Origin of the sequence: Amycolatopsis sp. CA-126428 (assembly GCF_002904335.1) — a bacterium.
GTDB lineage: Bacteria > Actinomycetota > Actinomycetes > Mycobacteriales > Pseudonocardiaceae > Amycolatopsis.
Genome location: NZ_PPHF01000098.1, coordinates 137451 through 161533 on the forward strand (window position 1 = coordinate 137451; position 24083 = coordinate 161533).

The following is a 24083-nucleotide window of genomic DNA, read 5'->3' on the forward strand; positions in this document are numbered from 1 at the left end:
CGGCCGATCGGCCGAGGCGGGCCGGGGCGTGACTGGCCGTCTGCCCGAAGTGGGCGCCCCCCGATCTCGGCGAAGCTCATCGGCGTCAAGATCCGAAACGGCAGGGAGAACCTCGTGGACCCGAACACTCCACACGCGACGAGCGGCCCGGTGCTGTCCGGCCGCGGGCTGGTGAAGCGCTACGGCACTCAGCACGCCCTGGCCGGCATCGACATCGACATCCAGCCGCGGGACGCCGTCGCCATCGTCGGGCCGTCCGGCTCGGGCAAGACGTCGCTGCTGCACGTCCTGGCCGGCATCCTCCGGGCCGACGACGGGCAGATCTTCCTGGGCGGGCAGCGGGTCGACCACCTCGGCGAGAAGAAGCGCAGCGAGCTGCGCCGCACCGAGTTCGGGTTCGTCTTCCAGTCGGGGATGCTGGTCGCCGAGCTGTCGGCCGAAGAGAACGTCGCCCTGCCGTCGCTGCTGGCGGGGCTCGGGCGCAAGGAGGCCATCGACGCCGGCCGCCTCTGGCTTTCGCGCCTCGGCCTGGCCGGCAAGGAACGCCGCCGTCCCGGCGAGCTCTCCGGCGGCGAGGCCCAGCGCGTCGCGATCGCGCGGGCGCTGACCCACCGGCCGAAGGTGATCTTCGCCGACGAGCCGACCGGCGCGCTCGACACGCGCACCGGCCGCGAAACGATGGACGCCCTCCTCGGCGCCGCCCACGAGACCGGCGCCGCGGTGCTCGTGGTGACGCACGACCGCGAGCTGGCCGAGTCGATGCCGAAGACCGTCGCCATCCGCGACGGCCTGATCGCGACGAGGCTGGCGGCGTGAACTCCCTCCAGATCGCCCTGCGGGTGCTGAAGGTGGACCGGCGGACCCGGACGTCGGCGATCCTCACCGCGATCGGGGTGGCCGTCGCGACCGGGCTGGTGCTGCTGCTGGCGACGCTGCCGTTCGCCACCCAGAACCGGGAGCAGCGCGCCCTCTGGCAGGGCGAACACCACGTCGGCTACCAGCTCGACGGCCCGCAGAAGGTGCTGTTCAACTCCGCCACGGACTATTTCGACGGGCAGCAGATCGTCCGCGTCGACATCGCGCCGGTCGCCGGTGCGGGGTCGCTCGCCCTGCCGCCGGGCGTGCCGCAACTGCCGGGGCCGGGCGAGACCGTCGTGTCCCCCGCGCTCGGCCGGCTCCTGCAGGCCCACCCGGCCGCGCAGCTCGGGGACCGGTTCGGCAAGCCCGTCGGTGCCCTCGGCGAGGGCGCCCTCCGGTTCCCGGAACAGCTCGTCGCGCTCGTCGGGCACACGCCGGACGCGATGCCGGAGAACGCCTACCCGCTGGCGGATTTCCCCAGCGGCAAGGCGAGTCCGGACCCGCTGCTCATGCTGCTGTCCTGGGTCGGGATCATCGTGCTGCTGGTGCCGAGCCTGGTGCTGGTCGCGTCGTCGGCGCGGCTGACCGCCGCCCGCCGCGAACGGCGGCTCGCCGCGATCCGGCTGGCCGGGGCGACCCCGGGGCAGGTCACCAACATGGTGGCGGCCGAGACGACGTTGTCGGCGGGCATCGGCGCGCTGCTGGGGCTGCTGATCAGCCCGGCGCTGCACGGCCTCGCGTCGTTCGTGCCGTGGGCCGGCGGCACCTGGCTGGCCTCCGACTTCGCGCTGCCGGTCGGCCTGACGGTGTTCATCGTCGTGGCCATCCCGGTGCTCGTGGTGCTGGCCGGTGTCCTCGGCCTGCGCCGGGTCCTCAAGAACCCGCTGTTCGCGACCGGCGGCCACACGAAGAAGCCGCTGCACTGGTGGCGGCTGCTGGCCCTGCCCGCGGCCGGGGCGTTCTTCCTCGTCGCGGTGACGACGGCGAAGGAATACGGCGGGATCGGGTTCGTCATGGCCGGGCTGTTCTTCCTGGTCGGCTCGGCCGCGATCGTCGGGCCGTGGGTGACGTCGGCGGTCGGCGGCACGTTCGTCCGGATCTGGCGGCGCCCGTCCGCGCTGCTCGCCGGCCGCCGCCTGCGTGACGACCCGAAGGGCGCCTACCGGGCCTCCGCCGGGATCGTGCTGGCGGTGTTCGCCGGGTCGATGGCGCTGACGCTGCTGCCGACGTTCGAATCGATGGCCGGCGGCGGGCGGTCGTTCGCCGACTCCGTGCTCTACGTCGACACCGATGGCCGGCACGCGCGCACCATCGTCGACCAGGCCAACGCGTCCCTGCAGAAGTACGGCCAGCCGGAGAAGGCGGTCGCGGTCGGCGAGGTCTACCTGGTGAAGGGGCAGGCACCCAACCGGTACGGCCACCGCGCCCTGGTGATGACCTGCGCCGACGCCGTCAAGCTGACCCGCTTCGGGCTCAAGCCGGAGAACTGCACGGGCGGCCCGGCCGTCTTCGGCGACTCGGCGCTCGACCTGGCCCAGTACAAGGTCGCCGACGACTGGGAAGGGCCGGCCTCGGCCGTGAAATCGGGGACCCGGGCGGAAGCCGTCCACGTTCCCGACCCGGACCTGTCGAGCACGTCGATCATCGACCCGGCCGCCCTGCCGGACGGCTTCACGCCGAAGTACGTCACCGTGGTCGCGCCGACCACCGACGCGAACCGCGAGATCGTGCGGACGGCACTGGCCGCACCGGCCGCGGGCGAAGAGATCGGCAGCCGCGACCAGTACCTGTTCAACCAGCAGACCGAGCTCGGCGACCTGCGCCGGGTCACCGTGATCGGGTTGATCGCGGCGGGGATCCTGGCCGGCTGCAGTGCCGCGGTCGCGACCGCGGGCTCGGTGATGGACCGCCGCCGCACGTTCGGTGCGCTGATGGCCGCGGGCACGCCGGTGCGGGTGCTGGCGAGGGCGTTGCGGATGGAAGCCGCGCTGCCGGCGCTGGTCGCCACCATCGGCGCGGGAATCGTCGGGGTACTGGTCGGTGTTGGGCTTTACAGCATGGTCGACGAGCGCGGCATCGTGCTCAGCCCGTGGCTGCTCGCGCCGGTCGTGCTCGGGGTCGGGGTGGCCCTGCTCGGCGCTTCGGTCTGCACGCCCGCGCTCAAGCGGGTCCAGGCCGAGCCGCTGGCCGAGGAATAGGCGTCCGCTCCTGGCGTCGGGGCAGGAGCGGATACCGGGGGTAGTGAGCTGAAGGGGACTTTCTCCGCAGGGGATCCGGGGAGAGTCCCCTTCAGCCTTTCTCGAATCAGCGCCGTTCGAAGATCAGGTCGTGCGAGACGCGGCCTTCGACGTCCGCGCGCTGCTCGAACTTCGTCACCGGCCGCCACTCCGGCCGCGGCGCCCAGCCGTCGTACCGATTCTTCAACGCCGGCTCCGCGGAGCAGACCTCGAGCATCTGCTCGGCGTAGTTCTCCCAGTCGGTCGCCAGGTGGAAGGTGCCGCCGGGCGCGAGCCGCGACGCGACGAGCGCGGCGAACGACGGCGACACGATCCGCCGCTTGTGGTGCTTCTTCTTCGGCCACGGGTCGGGGAAGAAGAGCCGCACACCGTGCAGCGTCTCCGGCTCGACGTGCTCGGTCAGCAGCACGACGGCGTCGCCGTGCAGCAGCCGCAGGTTTTCGACGCCGAGCTTTTCGGCGCGCAGCATCAGCTGCCCGAGACCGGGGTCGTAGACCTCGGCCGCGACGTAGTTGAGCTGCGGCGCCGCGGCGGCCAGCTGCGACGTCGTCTCGCCCATGCCGGAGCCGATCTCCAGCATCACCGGCGCCTCGCGGCCGAACCACGCGGTGAAGTCCAGCGGCCCGGCGGGCAGCTCGCTCACGGTGCGACCCAGCTCAGGCCACAGTTCGTCCCAAGCGCGCTGCTGCCCGACGGTCATCCGGCCGCCGCGCTTGACGTAGCTGACCACGCTGCGCAGCCGGGGCTGGTCTTCGTTCTCCACCCACCGAGGTTAACGAACGGCTTCGAACACCCCGAGTCGAGATCGCAGCCCGGCCAGTCCGGCCACCGGGATCGGGTCCGGGGTGCGCCCGGTGTGCGCGGGCAGGACGTCGATCCAGCCCGGGTGCCGGTCGGTGTTCATCACCGTGGTGGGAATCGCGTGCCCCGATTTCCCGCGTTCGGACGGCATGAACTCCCAGTAGCCGGATTCACCGTCCGCGGCCCACGGGACGAATTCCCACCCCGGGCGCGGCCCGAGCAGTTGCGCGATCCGGTCTTCGACGCGGAAACCCTGTTCCCGGGAATCGAGCTTGCCGTCCGCCATCGCGCGCAGCCACCACGGCGCGGGGATCTGGCCCGCCATCCCGGCCGAAGCGCGGAACAGGGCCAGGACACTGTCTTGAGGTGCGCGGTGCACCCACGCGCGGCGGAGTTCGGACGGCGTCGCCGCCGTCATCGCGGCCTGCGGGAGTTCGATCGCCCGCGACCATTCGAGGTCGAGCATGGGTTCGAGCCGGGGAGCGTCGTCTTCGACGCGGGCTCGGGGAATCGTGCCGCCCAATTCTTGCCCGGTGTCCACCGTCAAGATTCACCTCCAGGGGGAGCTCAGACGGGTCCGGTGCGTTCACTTATGAATCTTGCCTGGTCATAGCAGTATGTCCGGCGGCTGTGAGAGAAGCCACAGTTGTTTCACCTTTTGTTAACAAGGTTTCGTGCGCTATTGAGACCGCGGTCACGCTCAGGCGTCACGCCGTGCCGTCACGAGTACGCCGGCCACGTACAGGGCAACGGTGATCGCCGCGAAGTAACCGAGGTGGCCCCACGGGCCGAGCGGCGCGGACGGCAACCCCAGCGGCCCCGTGGTGAGCCCGCTCGCGCCGACGAACTCGTCGGCGGCGTGGAACGGCATCCACTGGTAGACGTACTTGCCGAAGCCCGGGATGAAGACGAACAGGCCTTCGAGCACCTGGGTCCACACGATGACCACCGTCAGCGCGAAAGCCACGCTGCGCAGCAGGAGCGCCACGCCGACCCCGGCCACCGCGGTGAACAGGAAGACCAGGCTCTGGCCGAGCACCGAGCGCCAGTCGGCGCCCGTGTGCAGCGCGAGGTCCGCGTCCGGCCGCACCAGCGACGCCAGCCCCCACGAACCGAAGCTGATGACCAGCCCGAGCACCGTGCCCAGTGCGCCGACGACCAGGACCTTGGCCAGCAGCGCGGGCACCCGGCTCGGCACCGCCTGGAACGTCAGCCGCATGGTGCCCCAGTTGAACTCCGACGCGGTCGCGAACACCGCGAGGACGAGCAGCACGGTCCGGCCGTTGCCGCTCACCAGCTGGGTGTTGCCGACGGTCGCCGGGATCTCCGGGCCGGCCAGCGCGAAGATCAGCATGGTGAGGGCGAGCGGCGCGATGATCGCGATGGCCAGGCACCACCACGGCGCGCGGGTGCTGAAGAGCTTGATGCGCTCGGCGCGGAGCAGGTTGGCGATCATCGGGAGGCCTCCGGGGACGGCACCGCGAATTCGACGGCGTCGCGGGTGAGGTCGAGATAGGCCTGCTCGAGCGAGCCGGTGATCGGACTCAGCTCGTGCAGCGTCGCGCCGGCGTCGAAGGCGAGCTGCCCGATCCGGTCACTGTCCACCCCGGACACCACGAAGGCGCCGTTGGCTTCGGTGAACTCGGCCTGCCCGGTCAGCGCCGTCCGCAGCCGGTCGGCGTGCGGGGTGCGCACGCGCACGCCGTGTTCACTCGTCTGTGCGATGAACTCGTCCATGGTGCCCTGGTAGATCAGCCGGCCGCGGCCGATCACCACCAGGTCCTGCGCGGTCTGCGCCATCTCGGGCAGCAGGTGGCTGGACACGAACACGGTCCGGCCGTCGGCGGCCAGCGAGTGCAGCAGCTGCCGGATCCACGCCATGCCCTCGGGGTCGAGGCCGTTCACCGGCTCGTCGAACAGCAGCACGCGCGGATCGCCGAGCAGGGCGGCGGCGATCCCGAGCCGCTGCTGCATGCCGAGGGAGTACTGCAGGACGCGCATCGAGCCGACGCTCGTCAGCCCGACCAGCGCCAGCACCTCTTCGACGCGCTTGTCCGGGATGCCGTTGGTCGCGGCCAGCCAGCGCAGGTGGTCGCGCCCGCTGCGGCCGGGGTGGCGCCAGGTGGCGTCCAGCATCGCGCCGACCGTCCTCAGTGGATCTTTCAGCTGCTGGTACGGGACACCGTCGACGAGCACCCGGCCCGCGTCGGGCCGGTCGAGGCCGAGGACCAGCCGCATCGTCGTGGACTTGCCGGCGCCGTTCGGGCCGAGGAAGCCGGTGACGCGCCCGGAGCGCGCGGTGAACGTCAGTTCGTTGACCGCGGTCGTGGCGCCGTACCGCTTGGTCAGTGCTGTCGCCTCGATCATGGGCTCCCCCGTCCGTCCAGGCGAGCCTACTGCGAAACACCGGATCCGGGTCGCCCCCCGACAGCGCGACCCGGATCCGGTGTTTTCCCCTGTTCCCCCTTTTTCTCCCCTATGCGTCCCGCTTCTTCGCGACCCCGAGGGCGACGAGCAGGAACACGAGCGCGATGCCGGCGAAGTACGCCAGCGCCCAGCCGGGGCTCAGCGGCGAATCCGACGGCGCCGGGCCGTCGCCCGCGACGGCCGAGCCGCGCAGGAACTTGTTCGCCACGTTGAACGGCAGCCACTCGTGGATGTGGTGCCCGACCTTCGGGATCAGCTGCACCAGCTCCTCGACGGCCAAGTAGTAGATGAGCAGCAGGGCGATGGCCCCGGCGCTGTGCCGGATGAGGATGCCGAGCGCGACGGCGAGCACGGCGGCGACCGCGAACACCGGCCCGAGCCCGGCGACGTTCAGCCAGTCCTGCGTGGTGTGCAGGCCGAGGCCGTCGTTCGGCCGCATCAGCAGGCTGAGGCCGAGGGCGCCGAACGCGGCGATCTCGCCGATCACCAGGGCGACGAGCGCGACGACGATCGCCTTGGCGACCAGCGCCGGCGAGCGGTGCGGTACGGCCTGGAAGGTCGTCCGGATGGTGTTGAAGCGGTATTCGGTGGTCACCGCGAGAGCGGCGAGCACCATGACGACGGCGATGCCGAACTGGGAGCCGCCGAACTGGGTGGCGGCCACGGTGACCCGTTCGTCGGCGGGCGACGCGCCGGAGAAGATGGCCGCGAAGCCGATGGCCAGGGCCAGGGTGATGAGCGCGCACCACCACGGCGAGCGGGTCGAGAACAGCTTGATGCGTTCTACGGCGAGCAGATTCATGGTCTTGGTTTCCCCGGTTACTTGGCGGACTCGAGCACGTGCTGCGCCTCGGCGTCGAGGCCGGTGTGGTACTCGACGGAGTCGCCGGTGATCTGCATGAAGGCCTGCTCGAGCGAGCCGGTCTGCGGGCTCAGCTCGTGCAGCACGATCCGGTTGGCGGCGGCGATCTCGCCGATCTTGTCGCTGTCCATCCCGGACACCACGAGCGCGTTCGCCTCGTCGGCGACCCCGGCGCTCGCCCGCTGCAGGACCTCGCGCAGCTCGGCCAGCTGCGGCGAGCGCACCTTGACGGTGTTTTCCGCGGCGCGGGAGACGAATTCCTCGGTGGTCGACTGCGAAATCAGCTGCCCGCGGCCGATCACCACGAGGTTGCTCGCGGTCAGCGCCATCTCCGAAAGCAGGTGGCTCGACACGAACACCGTGCGGCCTTCCTCGGCCAGCCGGTGCATGAACTTCCGGATCCAGAGGATGCCCTCGGGGTCGAGGCCGTTCACCGGCTCGTCGAAGAGCAGCACCTCGGGGTCGCCGAGCAGGGCGGCCGCGATGCCGAGCCGCTGGGACATGCCGAGCGAGAACCCGCCCGCGCGCTTGTTCGCGACGCTGGTCAGCCCGACCGTGTCGAGCACCTCGTCGACGCGGGCGGCCGGGATGCGGTTGGACTTCGCCATCCACAGCAGGTGGGCGCGCGCCGAACGGTTCGGGTGCACCCACTTCGCGTCGAGCAGCGCGCCGACGGTGCGCAGCGGCTCCTTGAGGTCGTGGTACTTCTTGCCCCCGATGGTGACCTGGCCGCCCGTCGGGTTGTCCAGGCCCAGGATCATCCGCATGGTGGTGGACTTGCCCGCCCCGTTCGGACCGAGGAAGCCGGTGACCTGTCCCGCGGCCACGGAGAACGACAGGTTGTTCACCGCCAGTGTCTTTCCGTACCGCTTGGTGAGGCCGGTTGCCTCGATCATGACTGCTCCTCTTCGCCCCTCGCTTACGACGCGTTCATCGTCGCGGGTCGGGGATGGTTCGCGCGTCACCCTGTAGGCCGAACCGGTCCCCCTACCTGAGTAGTACCTTGCTGGCTCTTCGGCCGATGCGCGATCCGTGATGACCCTGAGTCGACCCTGATTCGACGGCATTAATGAACTGTGGTTCAATAATGCCGTGGCCCGGCCGAGGAGCATCACCGACGAGCGGCTGCTGGGTGCGGCGGAGACCGTGATCGGCCGCTGTGGCCCCGGTTTCACGCTCGCGCAGGTCGCCGCGGAAGCGGGGGTCTCGGTCGGCACGGTCGCGCAGCGGTTCGGTTCCAAGAGCGGCTTGCTGCAGGCGATGAGCCGGCGGGCCACCCGGCGGGCGGTCGAGCACATGCGGGCGTGCGCCGAGCGGGCGGACGACCCGGTCGACGGCCTGCGCGCCGCGGCGGTGTCGGTCTACGCGGTGCTCGGTGACGCCGAAGAGGCGGCGAACCACCTGGGCCAGCTCGGCGTGGACATCGGTGACCCGGTGCTGCGGTCGCTGCTGGGCGAGCACTTCACGGCGGTCGAGGACGAACTGCGGCGGCTGGTGCGGGCGGCGGCTCCGGCGCTGCCGCACGCGCCGAGCGTGCCGCGGGCGGCGCGGGCGGTGCTCGGCGTGCTCAACGGGGTGTCGATCGACTGGTCGATCCGGCCGCACGGGCGGCTGGCCGACCGGCTGGCGGAGGACGTCGACGCGGTGCTGTCCGCGTGGCGGGGACGGGAGGATTCATGAGCTTGGCAGGCAAGGTCGCGGTGGTCACCGGGGCGACCCGGGGCTGCGGGCGGGCGATCGCGGTGGAGCTGGGCCGCGCGGGCGCGACGGTGTACGTCACCGGGCGTACGACGCGCGAAACGGTGTCGCCGATGAAGCGCCCGGAGACGATCGAAGAGACGGGCGAACTGGTCGAGGCGGCCGGCGGAAAGGCCGTCGTGGTCCGCTGCGACTTCACCTCCGTGTCCGATGTGGACGCCCTGCGGGCCCGTATCGAGTCCGAAGTGGACGGAATCGACATCCTGGTCGACGACGTCTGGGGCGGCGACATGTACTTCCACTTCGACGCGCCGTTCTGGGAGACGCCGCTGGAGGACGCGCTCACCCTCACGCACAACGCACTCGACACGCACCTCATCGCGCTGCACAAGCTGCTGCCGCTGGTGGTCGCCCGCCGCGGGCTCGTGCTGGAGGTGACCGACGGCGACAACGACGACTACGTCGGCGCGGGCCTCCCCTACTACCTGGCCAAGTGCGGCATCCGCGCGCTCGGCCGGGCGCTGGGCGTCGAGCTGAAGAAGAACGACTGCGTCGGTCTCGCCGTCACCCCGGGGTTCCTGCGCTCGGAGTCGATGCTCGACCACTTCGGGGTCACCGAAGAAAACTGGCGCGACGCGGTGGGCAAGCTCGCCCCGGTCGACTTCAAGATCTCCGAGACGCCGTACCTGCTGGCCCGCGGCGTCGCGGCCTTGGCGCAGGACCCGGAGGTCGCCCGGTTCGCCGGGCGGACGCTGGCGTCCTGGACGCTGATGAAGGAGTACGGCTACACCGACGTCGACGGCGACCGCCCGGACTTCGGCCGCTGGCTCACCGAGGTCCGCGACGCGGGCAAGGACCCGGCGGCCACGCCGCCGGACGACTTCCGCTGATTTCAGGCGATGCCGGGGCGGGCGAGACCGGTTTCGTAGGCCAGCACCACGGCCTGCACCCGATCTCGCAGCTCCAGCTTCGCCAGGATCCGCCCGACGTGCGTCTTCACCGTGGCCTCGGACAGGAACAGCGCGTCGGCGATCTCCAGGTTCGACATGCCCTTGGCGATCAGCACGAGCACCTCGCGTTCGCGGTCGGTGAGCACGTCCAGCTCGGCGGTGTCCCGCATCGGGGAGCCGCCGGTGCCGACGAAGCGGTCCAGGAGGCGGCGGGTGACCGACGGCGACACCACGGCGTCACCCGATGCGACCGCGCGCAGCGCCGACACCAGGTGGTCGGGCTGGGTGTCCTTGAGCAGGAACCCGCTCGCCCCGCCCTGCAGCGCCGCGTAGACGTACTCGTCGAGGTCGAACGTCGTCATCACCAGCACGCGCGCGGTGCCGTCGGCGACGATGCGCTTGGTGGCTTCGACGCCGTCGAGCACCGGCATCCGGACGTCCATCAGGACGACGTCGGGACGCAGTTCTTCGGCCATCTTGATGGCCTGCGCGCCGTCGCCGGCCTCGCCGACGACGTCGATGTCGGCCTGCGCTCCCAGCACCATGCGGAACCCGACGCGCATCAGTTCCTGGTCGTCGACGACCACCACCCGGATCACTTGTCCAACCTAACCGGCAAGGCCGCGCGGACCTGCCACCCTCCGCCCGGAGCCGGGCCCACGTCCAATGTCCCGCCGTACACGTGCGCGCGTTCGCGCATGCCGATCAAGCCGTTCCCGCCCGGCAGCCGGGGGTCGCGCCGTCCGGCGGGGACCAGTTGCGGGACGCGGCCAGCGCCGTCGTCGGACACCAGCACCTCCACCAGGTCGCCGGTCCGCTGGACGCGCACCGCGGCGGTCGCGCCGCGCCCCGCGTGCTTGAGCGTGTTGGTCAGCGATTCCTGCACGATCCGGTAGACGCCCAGCGAGACGCCGGCCGGCAGGTCGCCGAGCTCGCCGAGCTCCAGGTCCACCGGCACCCCGGCGGCGCGCATCCGATCGGCCAGCTCGGCGAGGGCGTGCGCGTCCGGCTGCGGGACCCGGGGCTCGCCGTCCGCGTCGTCGCTGCGGAGCACGTCCAGCAGGCGCCGCAGTTCGCCGAGCGCTCCTCGGCCGGTCTCGGAAATCGTTTGCAGGGCCCGTTGCGCGAGCTCGGGGTTGCTCTGGATCGCGTACGAAGCGCCGTCGGCCTGCACGACCATGACGCTGACCGCGTGCGCGACGACATCGTGCAGCTCGCGCGCGATCCGCCCGCGCTCTTCGGCCACCGCGATCCGGGCGGCCTGGTCCCGTTCGGTCTCGAGCAGGTGCAACCGGGCCTCCACTTCCACGTCGTAGGCGCGCCGGGCCCCGACGAACTCGCCGAGGGTCCAGCACAGGGCGATCCCGAACGCGAGGAGCAGCACGGAGATGCCGAGCTCGTCCGTCTGCTCCAGCGCCAGCTGCAGCGCCGACGCGGCCACGACCGCGCCGACGAAGATCAGCCCCTGCCGCCGCCCCGCGTAGACGACGACCGAGTAGATGCTCAACGCCAGCCCGGCGACGCTGGCGATGCCCAGCGCCAGCGTCGCGTGCACGACGCTGAGCACCAGCACGACGTAGGCCGACCACAGCGGCGACTTCCGCCGGAACACCAGCGGAAGCACCATCGCGATGTCGACCGGCACGGCGACGTACCAGGGCGGCAGCCCGCCGAGCTCGTCCAGGCCGTCCGCGGTGAACAGCAGCAGGTCGAAGAGGCCGAGCAGGACGGCGAACACGGTGTCACCCGCCATGGGGTGGGCACGCATCCAGAGGCTCAGCCGTCGCACCACACAACACTAGGTCGCCCGGCGGAGTTCGCGCGTCGGTCGCCGGTAGCACCTTCGGTGCGACCTGGGGATGAGGCACATGGCACGATTCACGGGGGGTGGTCGCCTACGACGGGGAGGGCTGGGGGCCGTGACGTCACCGGAGCAGGGCCGGCTCGCGGGCCCGCTGTCGATGTCGGTGGCCAACCTGTGCCACCGCCTGCAGCCGCAGGTCTCCGCGCGCACCGCCGCCGGGTTCGCCGAGGTGCTGCGCCGGCTCGGGGCGCCCCTGCAGGTGGCCGTGGCCGGCCGGATCAAGTCGGGCAAGTCGACGCTGGTCAACGCCCTGATCGGGCGCCGGGTCGCGCCGACCGACATCGGCGAGTGCACGCGGCTGGTCACCCGGTTCCAGTACGGCACGGTCGACCGCGTCGAGATCGTCTTCACCGACGGCCGCAAGCAGGTGCTCCCGTTCGCGTCCGACGGCATGATCCCCGCCGAGCTGGGCGTCGACATCGAGCGGGTGTCGCACATCGAGGCGTACCTGACCAACGCCGTCCTCCAGGGCATGACGGTGATCGACACCCCGGGCCTCGGCTCGCTCGACGCCGCTTCGGTGTCCCGCACCGAGCAGCTGCTGGGCGCGGCGAAGCACCGCAAAGAAGAGGACGACGAGGGCTCGGACGAGCTCGACGACACCTCGCGCAACGCCGTCGCGGGCGCCGAAGCCGTCCTGTACGTCGTCACCCAGGGCGTTCGCGCGGACGACCAGCAGGCCCTCGCCGCCTTCACCGCGGCCACGGCAAGCCGCGAGGCGGGCCCGGTCAACGCGATCGCCGTCCTCAACAAGGCGGACACCATCGCGCCCGAGTCCGTCGAGGGGTCCGGCGGCGACGTCTGGAAGGCCGCGACGCTGCTCGCCGAGAAGCAGGCGTCGACGTTGAAGCCGCGGGTCGCCGACGTGCTGCCGGTGATCGGGCTGATCGCCGAGTCCGCCGAGTCCGGCGGCTTCACCTCCGCCGACGCCGATGCGCTGCGCCAGCTCGCCGAGCTCGACGACGACGTCCTGCAGACCATGCTGATCTCGGCCGACATCTTCACGAGCTGGGAGTGCGACGTCCCGGCGGGCACCCGGCTGCGGCTGCTCGAGAAGCTCGATCTGTTCGGCGTCTCGCACGGCGTCGAGGCCGTCCGCAAGGAGCCGGAGATCACGGCGGGCGCGTTGCGGCGGGCGCTGCTCGACGCGTCCGGCCTGGAGGCGGTCCGGCAGCGGCTGGCGGTGGTGTTCGCCGCCCGCGCCGACGGCATCAAGGCGGCCGCGGCGCTGGCCTCGGTGACCGCGCTCGCGCACGCCTCGGCCGATCCGGCCGAGCGCCAGCGCGTCCACGACGCCATCGAGGTGCTGCTCGCCAAGCCCGAGGCCCACCAGCTGCGGCTGCTCGAAGCGCTGACGCTGGTCGCCTCCGGCGCGGTCGACATGCCGGAGGACCTGTCCGAAGAGGTGCTGCGGGTCGGCAGCAACGCCGACATCGGCGCCCAGCTCGGCAAGCCCGGCGCCCCGCGGCCGGAGCTGGCCGCGCACGCGCTCGAGCGCGCCGGCTGGTGGCGGTCCTTCGCGTCCTTCGGTGCGACGCCGGCGCAGAGCCGCGTCGCCCACGTCGTCCACCGGGCGTACTTCTTGATCTGGCAACAGGTCCGCGACGCCTGAGCTTGTTTCCGCCTTGCCGAATTCCGCTGGTGGGCCCGCCTTTCCGCGTACTGTTGAGGCGTGCGCCTAGAAAACACGACATCCTGGCGGGCCGGCTGGAGCAGCGAGACCGAGGTCGACGCCGCTCTGTACATTCGTGACGCCCTGGCGCTGTCCGTTTCCGAAGGACAGGTGCTGCCGCCGGTGGAGCCCCAGGTCCCGGTGCACATCCCGGCCGGGCTCGACCGCGCGGCCGTCCAGGCGCAGTGGGCCGACTGGTGGGTCGACCTGCTGGCCTTCCTGCGCCACCGCGAAGACCCGGATCCGCGCAGCCCGCGCTCCCGCTACGGCCGGCCCGCGCTCGCGCAGGGGTCGGCGATGCGGCAGGCGCTCGAGTTCTTCGGCCCGGCCGCGGCCCGCCACTTCGCCAACGCCCGCGGCCCCGCCCTGCGCGGGACGAACGAGCCGTCGGGCACCACCCCGTGGGCACCCGGCTTCTACCGCCGCCAGATCGTGGCCGGCGAGCGGCTCGGCCAGCTGGTGCGCGAGGCCGAGGTGAAGCAGGGCCGCCGCGCCTACCCGTTCCGCCTGAACGTCATCGAGATCTCGGTCGCCGGTTCGATCTGGCTGCGCACGGCCGAAGACCAGCTGCTGGTCTCCTCCCGCCTCGCCGAAAACGGCCCGGGCTTGGAAGCAGTCCTCCGCCAGGTCATCGACGACCTCGTCTGACATCGCGCTGCCCTACCCCGCGCGCCATAAACCGAGCGCGCGGTCTAATAATGATGGGCATGGAGACGACCGTCGACGAGCCGCCCTGGCTGCGCACCGGGTCCTGGGTCGGCTGCCCGCTCGTCGGGGGCGCGCTCGGCGTGGGCGTCTGGGCCATCGCCGCCTGGGTGAGCGACCTGCCCGCCTTCCCGTTCCAGGGCGTGTTCAAGGTGCTCACGAAGCTGCCGCAGCCGTGGGCGACGCTGGCCGCGGTCGCCGGCGGGCTCGTGCTCGGCCTGGTGTTCGCCGCGATCTGGGCGCACGAGCGGCTCGTCGTCACGGTGTCGCCGACCCGGGTCACGCTGGTCCGCGGCGACAAGACCCGGCGGATCGAAGCCGACCTCGAAGCCGTCTACCTCGACGGCAAGGAGCTCGTCCTGCGCACCACCGACGGCCGGGAGATCGCCCGCGAGAAGACCGACCTCCCGGGCCGCGAGCTGGCGCCGGCCTTCGCCGAGCACGGTTACCCCTGGCAGGACGAGCCGCCGGTCGAGCGATGAGGACGGTCGACCCCGCCAAGCACGCGGCCAAGCGCCGCGCGATCGTCGACGCCGCCGCCGGCTGCTTCGCCGAGAAGGGCTTCGAGCGGACGACGACAGCGGACCTCTGCCGGGCCGCGGGCATCAGCTCCGGCAGCCTCTTCCACTACTTCCCCAGCAAGCGCGCGGTGTTCACGGCGATCTTCACCGACGACGCCGCCGAGACGGCCGGCCGCCTCGAAGCCGCGGCGAAGACGGCCGATCCGCTGGCGGCGCTGCTCGACGTCGTCACCGAGCTGGCCGGCCAGCTCGCGCACCCTGCGGTCGCGCGGCTCGTGCTGGAAGCCGCCGCCCAGGCCGCCCGCGACAACGACTTCGCCGAGCTGATCCGCCGCAACGACCGCGCGCTGCGGGACGGCTTGGCCGTGCTGGTCACCCGCGCCGCCGAAGCCGGGCTGATCGACCCCGGCGTCCCCCCGGGCGCGGCCGCCGGCTGGGTCGCCGGCCTGATCGACGCGATGATTTCGCGGGCCGGTCTCGAGCACGACCTCGATCTGCCCGCCGAGCAGGCGATCCTCCGGACGATCCTGATCCGGTTCCTTCGCCCGGTTCCGCACCCGCAGGGCGGCTGAGTCCGCCAGACTGTGGTCATGGCGTGGTTTCGCAAGGACGGAACCGACCGCGGTGCCGCCGCGTCGGACACCGATGTGCACCCCTTGCAGCAGCAGGTCACCGATCTCGAGCGCGCCCTCGCTGATCGCCAGGCACTGATCCAGATGTGCCTGTACGCCCTGGACCGCGCCCGCAGCGGCGGCGTCGTCGAACGGCTGGAAGAGGGGCTCGCCGCGATCGGCGTCCAAGCCCTGCGGCCCGACGGTGAGCGGTTCGACCCGGCGCACCACGAAGCGGGCGGCGCGGTCCCGACCGAAGACCCCGCGCTCGACGGCATCGTCGCGGAAACCGAGGTCGCCGGCTTCGCCGACCACGACCGCCTGCTGCGCGCCCCGATCGTCACCGTCTACGCGAAGAAGAACCCGTGAGCGCCCCGACCGCGCCGAGCCTGCCCACGCAGGTCGCCGCGACCCGAGACCAGCTGCTGACCGTCGTCCGCGAGGCCGATCCGGACGCCGCCAAGTGGGTCGACGGCATCCGGCGGGCCCGGCCGAAGAAGCCGGCCGTCGTGGTCGTCGGCGAGACGAACCGCGGGAAGAGCTCGCTGGTCAACGCGCTGCTCGCGATGCCGGGACTGTCCCCGGTGGACGCCGACGTCGCCACCGCGACGTACCTGGTGTTCGACCACGCGGACGCCTGGGCCGCGCACGCCTGCTACCCCGGCCAGCTCGCCCCGGTGCCGATCGGCCTCGGCCAGCTGATCAACTGGGTCTCCGCCGCGCACGAGCTGCCGCCGGGCCAGATCCCGCCGCGGTACGTCGAGGTCACCGGGCCGGTGCCGCTGCTGGAACGGCTTTCGCTGGTCGACACGCCGGGCGTCGGCGGGCTCGACTCGATGCACGGCGAGCTCGCCAAGGAAGCCGCCGCGGGCGCCACCGCGCTGCTCTTCGTCGTCGACGCGTCGGCGCCGTTCACCTCGACCGAGCTGCAGTTCCTGCGTGACGTCGGCGAGCGCGTGGAGACCGTCGTGTTCGCGCTGACCAAGGTGGACATGTTCCGCGGCTGGCGCGAGGTGATGGAGGCCGACCGGCAGCTGCTGCGCGAACACGCGCCCCGCTTCGCCGACGCGGTGTTCCACCCGGTGTCGGCGCGGATGTTCGAGACCGCGGCGAAGGCGCCCAACGAGCAGATGGCCGCGATGCTGCGCGAGAAGTCCGGGGTCGCCGCCATCCAGACGGCGTTGCAGGAGCTGCTCGTCGGCCGCTCGGCGATGCTCGGCGAGGCGAACACGCTGCGTGCGCTGTCCAGTGCGCTCGGCGAGCTCAAGGCGAAGCTGCGGGCCGAGAGCCGGGCGTTGTCCGCGGGTGAGGCCGAGGCCGAGCAGCTGCGCGAACGCCGTGACCGGCTGCAGGCCGAGCGGCGGACGTCGACCCGCGGCTGGCAGCTGAAGCTGCGCGGCGAGGTGCAGCGCACCCGTGTCGAGATCGGGCACGAGAGCGCCCGGCAGATGCGGGACGCGCAGACCCACTTCCGCCAGCTGATCGACGCGGCCAAGCGCGACGAGCTGGCCGCGCTGCCCCAGCAGGTCGACCTCGCGCTGCAGACGACGTCGCAGCGGATTTCGATGCTGCTCTCGCAGCGCCTGAACCAGGTCACCAACGTCTCGCTGTCGGAGCTGTTCTCGCCCGAAGAGCTCGACGTCATCCGCGCGCAGTTCGCCCGGGCGGGCGGCCCGCCGGTGGTCCTGCGCCCGCCGGACAAGAAGCCGCCGACGGCCGAGGACAAGCTGCTCGTCTTCATGGGCATCTCCGGCGGCGTCGGGGCCGGCAAGGTGGCCGCGCTCCCGCTGGCCGGCGTCGCGATCCTCAACCCGGTGGTGCTGCCCGCGACGATCATCATCGGCCTCGGGGCCGGCTGGTGGATGGCCCGCACGCGCAAGCACGCGGCCGACAAGCAGCACATGAAGCAGTGGCTGGTCGAGGCCATCGCGGACGCCCGCTCGACGCTCGACCAGCTCGTCGCCGAGCAGCTCATCGAGGCCGAGCAGCAGCTGTCGATGGCGCTCGACGAGGCGCTGGGCCGGCGCATCGACGCGATCGAGGCCGAGCTGAAGGAAGTCGACAAGACGATCAAGATGGGTGCGCAGGAGCGGGCCAAGAAGATCGCCGTCGTGTCGAAGCGGCTCAAAGAGGTCAGCGACGGCCGTGACCGCGCCGAAGCCTTCCTGACGCGGATCCGGGCCCTCCGGGACAAAACGGCCTGACCGGCGGTCCGGTTGTGGAGCGGAACCGAACGGGCCTACGGTGAGTCATACCCTCAGACAGCAGGTCGGAGCGTGTTACCCGGTTCGAAGGGGGAAGTCCCATGTGGGTCGACGAGAGCGGCGGCAGCGACACCGACGCGAGCAGCCCGGACGCGATGCACGTCCACGTCGACGGCCAGGAGTACCAGGCCGAGGTCAACTACGACGTGAACGAAGACGGGGTGAACGACACCGCGATCATCGAGCACGGAGACGGCTCGGCGCAGGCCTTCATCGACACGAACCACGACGGCGAGGCCGACCACTACGCCGTGCTGGACGAGAACGGGAAGGTCGTCGAGCAGGCGGTCTACGACGAGGCCAGCGGCCAGTGGGTGCACGACGGCTCCGGCAGTGGCCACGACGACTCCGGCACCGGCCGCGACGACAGCTCCGGCGGCCACATCCACGCCGACCTGCCGGATGGTGAGGTGGACGCCGGGGTCGCGACCATCGACACCGACCACGACGGGCACAACGACACCGCCATCGTCGAGACGAAGAGCGGCGGCACCATCGCCTTCACCGACAAGGACGGCGACGGCGAAGCGGACATCGCGGTGCAGACCGAGTCCGACGGCACCACCACGACGTTCGAGCACGCCGGCCCCGGCCAGTGGACCGAAGTCTCCAGTGGACTGATGAACGCCGAAAGCGACCCGGCCGCCGACGCCGCCTGGGGCGAGGCCGGCACGCAGACGCTGGAAGGCGTCGCGCGCATCGACTCCGGCACGGGGCAGTGGATTTCGCCGAACTGAGTGATCCAGGTCATAGTTTGAAAGCCCGGGGCTGCGGCCCCGGGCTTTCTTCATGTCGTCAATGAAAACGACCAGGTCACAGCTGTGTCCCGGGCCACCGGAAGATTTTCAGCGAATCCACCGATCAAGTGACATCTGAATCGATTCCCTTATCGTTCTTGTGAGAGAACCTACACGTCAGCTCTCGGTTACTCGCCGGTCATGCGGCTACTCTCGGGGAATCCCAAATCGCTGACACCGGTTCGCCAGCCGGTGTGCGAAGCCATTCGGTCGCCGGCAATGACGCCCGCACCGGGACAACGTCGTTCCGGTGCGGGCGCATTTGTCGTCGGAAGTCAGGAGTAGAGATGACCGCAGTCGCCATCCCCGGACTGGACACCGCGCCGACGACGCACACCGGCGTGCTGTCCTTCGTCCGGGAGGTCGCCGAACTGACCACCCCGGACCGCGTGGTGTGGGTCGACGGGTCTGACGAAGAAGCCGCCCGGATCAACCAGGAGCTGGTCGAGGCCGGCACGTTCGTGCAGCTCAAGTCCAAGCCGAACTCCTTCTGGGCCACTTCCGACCCGGACGACGTCGCCCGCGTCGAAGACCGGACCTTCATCTGCTCGGAGCGTCCCGAGGACGCCGGTCCGACCAACAACTGGATGGACCCGGCCGAGATGAAGGCCACCATGACCGAGCTGTTCCGCGGTTCGATGCGCGGCCGCACGATGTACGTCATCCCGTTCTGCATGGGTCCGCTCGGCGACGACAATCCCAAGCTGGGTATCGAAATCACGGATTTCGCCTACGTCGTCGCTTCGATGCGCGTGATGACCCGCGCCGGCAAGGCGGCGCTCGAGAAGTTCGTCGCGCCGGACGGCAGCGAGCGCGAATTCGTGCCCGCGCTGCACTCCGTCGGCCACCCGCTCGAACCGGGCGAGCAGGACGTTTCCTGGCCCTGCAACGAAACGAAGTACATTTCGCACTTCCCCGAGGAGCGCGCGATCTGGAGCTACGGCTCGGGTTACGGCGGCAACTCCCTGCTGGGCAAGAAGTGCTACTCGCTGCGCATCGCGTCGGTGATGGCCCGTGACGAGGGCTGGCTCGCCGAGCACATGCTGATCCTCAAGCTGATCTCCCCCGAGGACAAGGTCCACTACGTCGCGGCCGCGTTCCCGAGCGCCTGCGGCAAGACCAACCTCGCCATGCTGCAGCCGACCATCCCGGGCTGGCGCGCCGAGACCCTGGGCGACGACATCGCCTGGATGCGCTTCGGCGAGGACGGCCGCCTGTACGCGGTCAACCCGGAGTTCGGCTTCTTCGGCGTCGCGCCGGGCACCGACTGGCACACCAACCCGAACGCCATGCGCACGATCGAGAAGGGCAACACGGTCTTCACGAATGTCGCCCTGACCGACGACGGCGACATCTGGTGGGAGGGCATGGAGAACCAGCCCGAGCACGCGACGTCGTGGAAGGGGCAGGACTGGACGCCGGACTCGGACGAGAAGGCCGCGCACCCGAACTCGCGCTACTGCACGCCGATGTCGCAGTGCCCGATCCTCGCGCCGGAGTGGGACGACCCGAAGGGCGTGCCGATCTCGGCGATCCTGTTCGGCGGCCGCCGCAAGACGACGGTGCCGCTGGTGAACGAAGCCCGCGACTGGCAGCACGGCGTGTTCATGGGCGCCACCATGTCGTCGGAAACCACCGCCGCGGCGGCCGGCGCGGTCGGCAACGTCCGCCGCGACCCGATGGCGATGCTGCCGTTCCTCGGCTACCACGCCGGTGACTACTTCAAGCACTGGCTGACGCTGGGCAAGAACGCCGACGCGAACAAGCTGCCGAAGATCTTCTACGTCAACTGGTTCCGCCGCGGCGACGACGGCCGTTTCCTGTGGCCGGGCTTCGGCGAGAACTCGCGGATCCTCAAGTGGGTCGTCGAGCGCGTCGAGGGCAAGGGCAACGCCGTCGAGACGCCGGTCGGTTTCGTGCCGCGCGCCGAGGACCTCGACACCGAGGGCCTGACCGAGCCGCTCGAGGACATCCAGGCCGCCCTGGACGTCAAGCCCGAGGAGTGGCGCGAGGAGCTGCCGCTGATCGAGGAGTGGTTCGACAAGATCGGCGACCGGGTGCCGACGTCGCTGCGTGACGAGCTCGACGCGCTGGCCCAGCGCCTCGCCTGAGCAGTCTGCCGCACCTGGTCGTGAGTGGTAAGGCGGGTTCTAACCCGCCTTACCACTCACGACCTTTTGGCCGGGTAGCTTCGCGGGCATGAGACCCTTCCGCTTCGGCGTGGCGTTGTACGTGCCCGGCTCCCGGAAAGAGTGGGTGGCGAAGTGCCGCCAAGCCGAGGACCTCGGCTACGACGTCGTCGGCGTGGTCGACCACCTCGGCCGGGTCGCGCCGGTGCCCGCGCTGCTGCTCGCCGCCGAGGCGACCGAGCGGATCCGGCTGAACACCTACGTCCTCAACGCGAGCTTCCACAACCCGGTGCTCCTGAGCCGCGACCTCGCCGCGCTCGACGAGTTCACCGGCGGCCGGGTGGAGATCGGGGTCGGCGCCGGGTACGTCCGCGCGGAGTTCGAAGCCGCCGGGATCGACTGGGGCACGCCCGGCCTCCGGTTCCGCCGGCTCGCCGACGTGGTCACCGAGATCGAGCGCGCGTTCACCGGCCGCCCGCGGCCGCCGCTGCTGCTCGGCGGCCGCGGCGACCGGATGCTGACCTTCGCCGCCGAGCACGCCGACACGATCGCCCTCACCGGCACCGCGCCCGGCGCGGCCGAGGGGCGGCTGGCCCTGGCCGATGCCACCGCGCTGGCCGAGCGCGCCGGCTTCGTGAAGCGGGTGCTCGACGGCCGGGACGTCGAGCTGAACCTGATGGTCCACTTCGTCCGGATCACCGATGACCGGCGGACCGCCCTGGAGACGGCCCACCGGCTCGTGCCGCACCTCGACGTCGAGGAGCTCGGCGAGCTGGCCACGGTCCTCGTCGGTTCGGCGGACGCGGTGGCCGAGCAGCTGCTGCGCACCCGCGAGAACCTCGGCGCCAGCTACTTCACGGTGCTCGAAGACGACCTGACCAGGCTCGCCCCGGTGCTCGAAAAACTCCACTGAGTACCTTGGGCAGCATGACTGGGGATTTCCGCTTCGGCGTCAACATGGTCGTGCCGGACACCCGCGCCGCCTGGGTCGAGAAGTGCCGCAGGGTCGAGGATCTCGGCTACGACGTCCTGTCCGCGGCCGACCACCTGGGCATGGCGCCGCCGTTCCCGGCGCTGGTGCTCGCCGGCGAGGTCACTTCGCGCGTCAAGCTGAACACCTTCGTGCTCAACACGCCGTTCTACAACCCGGTGCTGCTGGCCCGGGACGTCACCGGCACCGACCAGTTCACCGGCGGACGGCTGGAGCTGGGGCTCGGCGCCGGGTACGTCAAGGAGGAGTTCGAGGCCGCCGGGATGCCGTTCCCGTCCGCCCGCGAGCGCGTCGACCACCTCGAGCGGACAATCGCCGAGCTCAAGCGGCTCTACGCGGACCCGGAGCACAAGCCCGCGCTCGTGCGTCCCGGCGGACCGCCGCTGCTGCTCGGCGGCCGCGGCGATCGGATCCTGACGCTCGCCGCCGAGCACGCCGACATCATCGGCTTCACCGGTACGGCGAAGACACCGGACGGCGCCGCGCTGGTCCCGGCGACGGCCGGGGACATCGAGGAGCGCGTCCGGTTCGTCCGGTCGAAGCTCGGTGACCGCGAGGCCGAGTTCAACCTGCTCGTCCACTTCGTGCACATCACCGATGACCGCAAGGCCGCGCTCAGCCAGTTCGAAGACACCTTCCAGGGTCTGCTGACGGCCGCCCAGCTCGCCGAGCTGCCGACCGTGCTGGCCGGCACCCCCGCCGAAGTGGCCGAGCAGCTCCACGCGCACCGCGAACGGTTCGGCCTGACCTACTACACCGTCCTGGAGCACAACATGGACCAGTTCGCCCCGGTCCTCGAAGCCCTCCGATGATCGACGCGAAGGCGCTCGGCGTCCGGGCCGGCGAGCTGTGGCTGTTCGACGACCTCGACTTCTCCGTCGACCCCGGGGAGTGCGCCGCGATCGTCGGGCCCAACGGCGTCGGCAAGTCGACCTTGATGCGCTGCTTCTACGGCATGCAGAAGCCGCAGCGGGGCCGCGTGCTGGTCGACGGCAAGCTGCCGGACGAGCGGGACGTCGAGTTCCGGCGCAAGGTGTCGGTGCTGTTCGACGACTCCGACTTCTTCGCCGAGCTGACGCCGTTGCAGCACCTCGAGCTGCTGTCCGGCTCGTTCGGCGCCGACCTCGGCGACCACGAGGAACTCCTGCGCGACGCGGGCCTCGGCGAACGCATGCGCGTGACGTCCGGGCACTTCTCCGCGGGCCAGCGCCGCCGCCTGCTGCTGCTCGGCGTCACCGCCCGGCCGCACCGGGTGCTGCTGCTGGACGAGCCGGAACGCGCGCTGGACACGGCGGGCAAGGAGTGGCTGGTCGAGGTGATCGCCCGGTCGACGGCGGCCGGCGCGGCGGTCGTGGTGGCCACCCACCACCCGCCGCTGCTGGAAGCCGCGGACAGCGTGCTCGAACTGTGGTGACGACGGCCCCGCGCCGGATGCGGGTCCCGGGGCGCAAGCGGTTCGGCGGGATCTTCAGCGGCGACACCGCGACCTTCGTCCTCCTGTTCGGCTTCGGGTTCCTGTTCACCGCGTTCTTCCACGTCGACGGCTGGCGCCCCGCGCTCTACGGATCGTCCACTGTGGACTTCCCGGCCGTGCTCGGCCTGCTGACGCTCTGCTGCGCGGTGGGCTGGCGCGGCCTGCTGCGGCGCGGCTTTGCGTGGGTCGAGCCGGCCGAGCTGACCTGGCTCGACTTCGCCCCGGTGGATCGCGCCCGCGTCGTCACGCTGCGGCTGCTCGGCGCGTGGACCGGGGTGGTCGTGGTGACCGGCTACCTGGCCGCGCTGCTGCTCGCCGTCGGCGGCGCCGGGCTGGAGCAGTGGCGGGCGGCGGTCGCGATCGTCGTCGCGACCGGGGTGGCGGCCTTCGCTTCGGCTCGGCGGACGTCGCTGCGTTTCGACGCGCTGGGTCCGCTGGCGCTCGCGGTTCTCGGCCTGGTGATCGCCGCGCTGGGCCTCGGCCCGGCCACCGTCCAGTTCGTCGCGGCCGGGGTGCTCGCCGCCGCGCTGCCGCTGGCCTTCGGCGGCGAACCGGTGTCGCGCGCGGGCCGGGCGGCGCTGCTTGCCGGGTGGGACGGCCGGGTGCTGCGCTCGGTCGCCGTCACCTTCCTCGACCCGATGATGCTGCTCCCGCCGTCCGCGCCGACCGGCGGGCTTTCGCTGCGCCGCCCGACGCCGCTGCGGCTGGCCTGGGCGGGCACCCTCGGCCGGGCGCGGTACGCGGGCGCGGCGCTGCTGGTCGGCCTGGCGGTCGTCGTCGCGCACATCGCGGTGCCGACGGCCCCGGGCGCGGTCCTGATCGGCATCGGCGGGTACGTCGCGCTGATGCCGTTCGGCGGCGGGCTCGGGGAGCTCTGGCGCAATCCGGGCCGGCGGCGGTGGGTGGGCTCGGCGGACCGCGCCCTCGTGCTGGCCCACGGCCTGGTGCTCGCCGGGGTGGGTTTGCTCTGGGGGACGGTGCTCGTCGTGGTCACCCTCGCGGGTGGGACGTCGTTCGCCGCCACGGCGTGGCTCGCCGTGCCGTTGTCGGTGCTTTCGATCCTGCGCACGGTCACCCGCACCGCCGTTGACTACGCGAATCCCGCGTTCGTCGACACCCCGATGGGCCCGATGCCGGCCAACCTCGCCCGCCAGCTCTTCCGCGGTCTCGACCTCCAGGTGGTCGGCATCGTGCTGCTCGCCGCCGCCGTTTGACCTACCCT

24 protein-coding genes are annotated in these 24083 nt (G+C 71.4%); 16 read left to right on the forward strand and 8 right to left on the reverse strand.

The annotated features are described in order from the left end of the window. Nucleotides 1-114: 114 nt before the first annotated feature. A complete protein-coding gene (locus C2L58_RS26275; protein ID WP_103340337.1) occupies nucleotides 115-816 on the forward strand; it encodes an ABC transporter ATP-binding protein in 702 nt (233 codons plus the stop codon). Next, a complete protein-coding gene (locus tag C2L58_RS26280; protein ID WP_103340339.1) occupies nucleotides 813-3056 on the forward strand; it encodes an ABC transporter permease in 2244 nt (747 codons plus the stop codon). The genes C2L58_RS26275 and C2L58_RS26280 overlap by 4 nt, the downstream gene beginning before the upstream one ends. Before the next feature lie 106 nt (nucleotides 3057-3162). On the opposite strand, the gene trmB is transcribed toward C2L58_RS26280, so the two are convergent. The 6 genes from trmB to C2L58_RS26310 all read right to left on the reverse strand — a co-directional run bounded on the left by trmB (nucleotide 3163) and on the right by C2L58_RS26310 (nucleotide 8081). Then, on the reverse strand, nucleotides 3163-3858 hold the full coding sequence (gene trmB, locus C2L58_RS26285) for a tRNA (guanosine(46)-N7)-methyltransferase TrmB (RefSeq protein WP_103340341.1): 696 nt from the start codon (nucleotides 3856-3858) through the stop codon (nucleotides 3163-3165). Between the two features lie 9 nt (nucleotides 3859-3867). Beyond that, nucleotides 3868-4437 carry a hypothetical protein gene (locus C2L58_RS26290; protein WP_103340343.1) on the reverse strand — a complete coding sequence of 190 codons (570 nt, stop codon included), beginning with the start codon at nucleotides 4435-4437 and terminating at the stop codon, nucleotides 3868-3870. Nucleotides 4438-4596: 159 nt separating this feature from the next. After that, nucleotides 4597-5352, reverse strand: a complete 756-nt coding sequence (locus C2L58_RS26295) for a hypothetical protein (RefSeq protein ID WP_103340345.1) — start codon at nucleotides 5350-5352, stop codon at nucleotides 4597-4599. Next, nucleotides 5349-6263 carry an ATP-binding cassette domain-containing protein gene (locus C2L58_RS26300; RefSeq protein WP_103340347.1) on the reverse strand — a complete coding sequence of 305 codons (915 nt, stop codon included), beginning with the start codon at nucleotides 6261-6263 and terminating at the stop codon, nucleotides 5349-5351. Before C2L58_RS26300 ends, C2L58_RS26295 begins: the two co-directional genes overlap by 4 nt. 109 nt (nucleotides 6264-6372) lie before the next feature. Beyond that, a complete protein-coding gene (locus C2L58_RS26305; RefSeq protein WP_103340349.1) occupies nucleotides 6373-7125 on the reverse strand; it encodes an ABC transporter permease in 753 nt (250 codons plus the stop codon). A gap of 17 nt (nucleotides 7126-7142) precedes the next feature. Beyond that, nucleotides 7143-8081 (reverse strand): ABC transporter ATP-binding protein, encoded by a 939-nt coding sequence (locus C2L58_RS26310; RefSeq protein ID WP_103340351.1) that lies wholly within the window; start codon nucleotides 8079-8081, stop codon nucleotides 7143-7145. 196 nt (nucleotides 8082-8277) lie between these two features. Here C2L58_RS26310 and C2L58_RS26315 point away from each other — a divergent pair, with 196 nt between their 5' ends. Together C2L58_RS26315 and C2L58_RS26320 are read left to right on the forward strand one after the other, a co-directional pair. Next, the gene (locus C2L58_RS26315) at nucleotides 8278-8865 is read left to right on the forward strand and encodes a TetR/AcrR family transcriptional regulator (protein ID WP_103340353.1); all 588 of its coding nucleotides are present in this window, start codon (nucleotides 8278-8280) and stop codon (nucleotides 8863-8865) included. Beyond that, a complete protein-coding gene (locus tag C2L58_RS26320) occupies nucleotides 8862-9773 on the forward strand; it encodes an SDR family NAD(P)-dependent oxidoreductase (protein ID WP_103340354.1) in 912 nt (303 codons plus the stop codon). Before C2L58_RS26315 ends, C2L58_RS26320 begins: the two co-directional genes overlap by 4 nt. Before the next feature lie 2 nt (nucleotides 9774-9775). Here C2L58_RS26320 and C2L58_RS26325 read toward each other — a convergent pair whose 3' ends face one another. Continuing rightward, a complete protein-coding gene (locus C2L58_RS26325) occupies nucleotides 9776-10432 on the reverse strand; it encodes a response regulator (RefSeq protein ID WP_103340356.1) in 657 nt (218 codons plus the stop codon). Continuing rightward, the gene (locus tag C2L58_RS26330; RefSeq protein ID WP_441296321.1) at nucleotides 10429-11601 is read right to left on the reverse strand and encodes a sensor histidine kinase; all 1173 of its coding nucleotides are present in this window, start codon (nucleotides 11599-11601) and stop codon (nucleotides 10429-10431) included. The genes C2L58_RS26325 and C2L58_RS26330 overlap by 4 nt, the downstream gene beginning before the upstream one ends. Nucleotides 11602-11794: 193 nt before the next feature. Between C2L58_RS26330 and C2L58_RS26335 the strand changes: the two genes are divergently transcribed. From C2L58_RS26335 to C2L58_RS26390, 12 genes are all read left to right on the forward strand, one after another. Continuing rightward, entirely contained in the window at nucleotides 11795-13309 is a 1515-nt protein-coding gene (locus tag C2L58_RS26335; protein WP_199191450.1) for a dynamin family protein, read from the forward strand. A gap of 60 nt (nucleotides 13310-13369) precedes the next feature. Then, entirely contained in the window at nucleotides 13370-14017 is a 648-nt protein-coding gene (locus C2L58_RS26340) for a hypothetical protein (RefSeq protein WP_103340359.1), read from the forward strand. A gap of 59 nt (nucleotides 14018-14076) precedes the next feature. Further along, nucleotides 14077-14556 carry a YqeB family protein gene (locus tag C2L58_RS26345; RefSeq protein WP_103340360.1) on the forward strand — a complete coding sequence of 160 codons (480 nt, stop codon included), beginning with the start codon at nucleotides 14077-14079 and terminating at the stop codon, nucleotides 14554-14556. Beyond that, on the forward strand, nucleotides 14553-15167 hold the full coding sequence (locus C2L58_RS26350) for a TetR/AcrR family transcriptional regulator (protein ID WP_103340361.1): 615 nt from the start codon (nucleotides 14553-14555) through the stop codon (nucleotides 15165-15167). Before C2L58_RS26345 ends, C2L58_RS26350 begins: the two co-directional genes overlap by 4 nt. An 18-nt stretch (nucleotides 15168-15185) precedes the next feature. Next, complete coding sequence (locus C2L58_RS26355; protein ID WP_199191446.1) at nucleotides 15186-15575, forward strand: nucleotide exchange factor GrpE; 390 nt, start codon at nucleotides 15186-15188, stop codon at nucleotides 15573-15575. Continuing rightward, a complete protein-coding gene (locus C2L58_RS26360; protein ID WP_103340363.1) occupies nucleotides 15572-17410 on the forward strand; it encodes a dynamin family protein in 1839 nt (612 codons plus the stop codon). The genes C2L58_RS26355 and C2L58_RS26360 overlap by 4 nt, the downstream gene beginning before the upstream one ends. 101 nt (nucleotides 17411-17511) lie before the next feature. Further along, complete coding sequence (locus tag C2L58_RS26365) at nucleotides 17512-18207, forward strand: hypothetical protein (protein WP_103340364.1); 696 nt, start codon at nucleotides 17512-17514, stop codon at nucleotides 18205-18207. 347 nt (nucleotides 18208-18554) lie between these two features. Next, nucleotides 18555-20378, forward strand: a complete 1824-nt coding sequence (locus C2L58_RS26370) for a phosphoenolpyruvate carboxykinase (GTP) (RefSeq protein ID WP_103340365.1) — start codon at nucleotides 18555-18557, stop codon at nucleotides 20376-20378. Nucleotides 20379-20466: 88 nt separating this feature from the next. Next, the gene (locus tag C2L58_RS26375) at nucleotides 20467-21309 is read left to right on the forward strand and encodes a TIGR03621 family F420-dependent LLM class oxidoreductase (RefSeq protein WP_103340366.1); all 843 of its coding nucleotides are present in this window, start codon (nucleotides 20467-20469) and stop codon (nucleotides 21307-21309) included. A 14-nt stretch (nucleotides 21310-21323) separates the two neighbouring features. Beyond that, nucleotides 21324-22199, forward strand: coding sequence for a TIGR03621 family F420-dependent LLM class oxidoreductase (locus C2L58_RS26380; protein WP_103340367.1), 876 nt, complete (start codon nucleotides 21324-21326; stop codon nucleotides 22197-22199). Next, the gene (locus tag C2L58_RS26385; protein ID WP_103340368.1) at nucleotides 22196-22801 is read left to right on the forward strand and encodes an ABC transporter ATP-binding protein; all 606 of its coding nucleotides are present in this window, start codon (nucleotides 22196-22198) and stop codon (nucleotides 22799-22801) included. Before C2L58_RS26380 ends, C2L58_RS26385 begins: the two co-directional genes overlap by 4 nt. Further along, a complete protein-coding gene (locus tag C2L58_RS26390; protein ID WP_103340369.1) occupies nucleotides 22795-24075 on the forward strand; it encodes a hypothetical protein in 1281 nt (426 codons plus the stop codon). The genes C2L58_RS26385 and C2L58_RS26390 overlap by 7 nt, the downstream gene beginning before the upstream one ends. Nucleotides 24076-24083 lie beyond the last annotated feature (8 nt).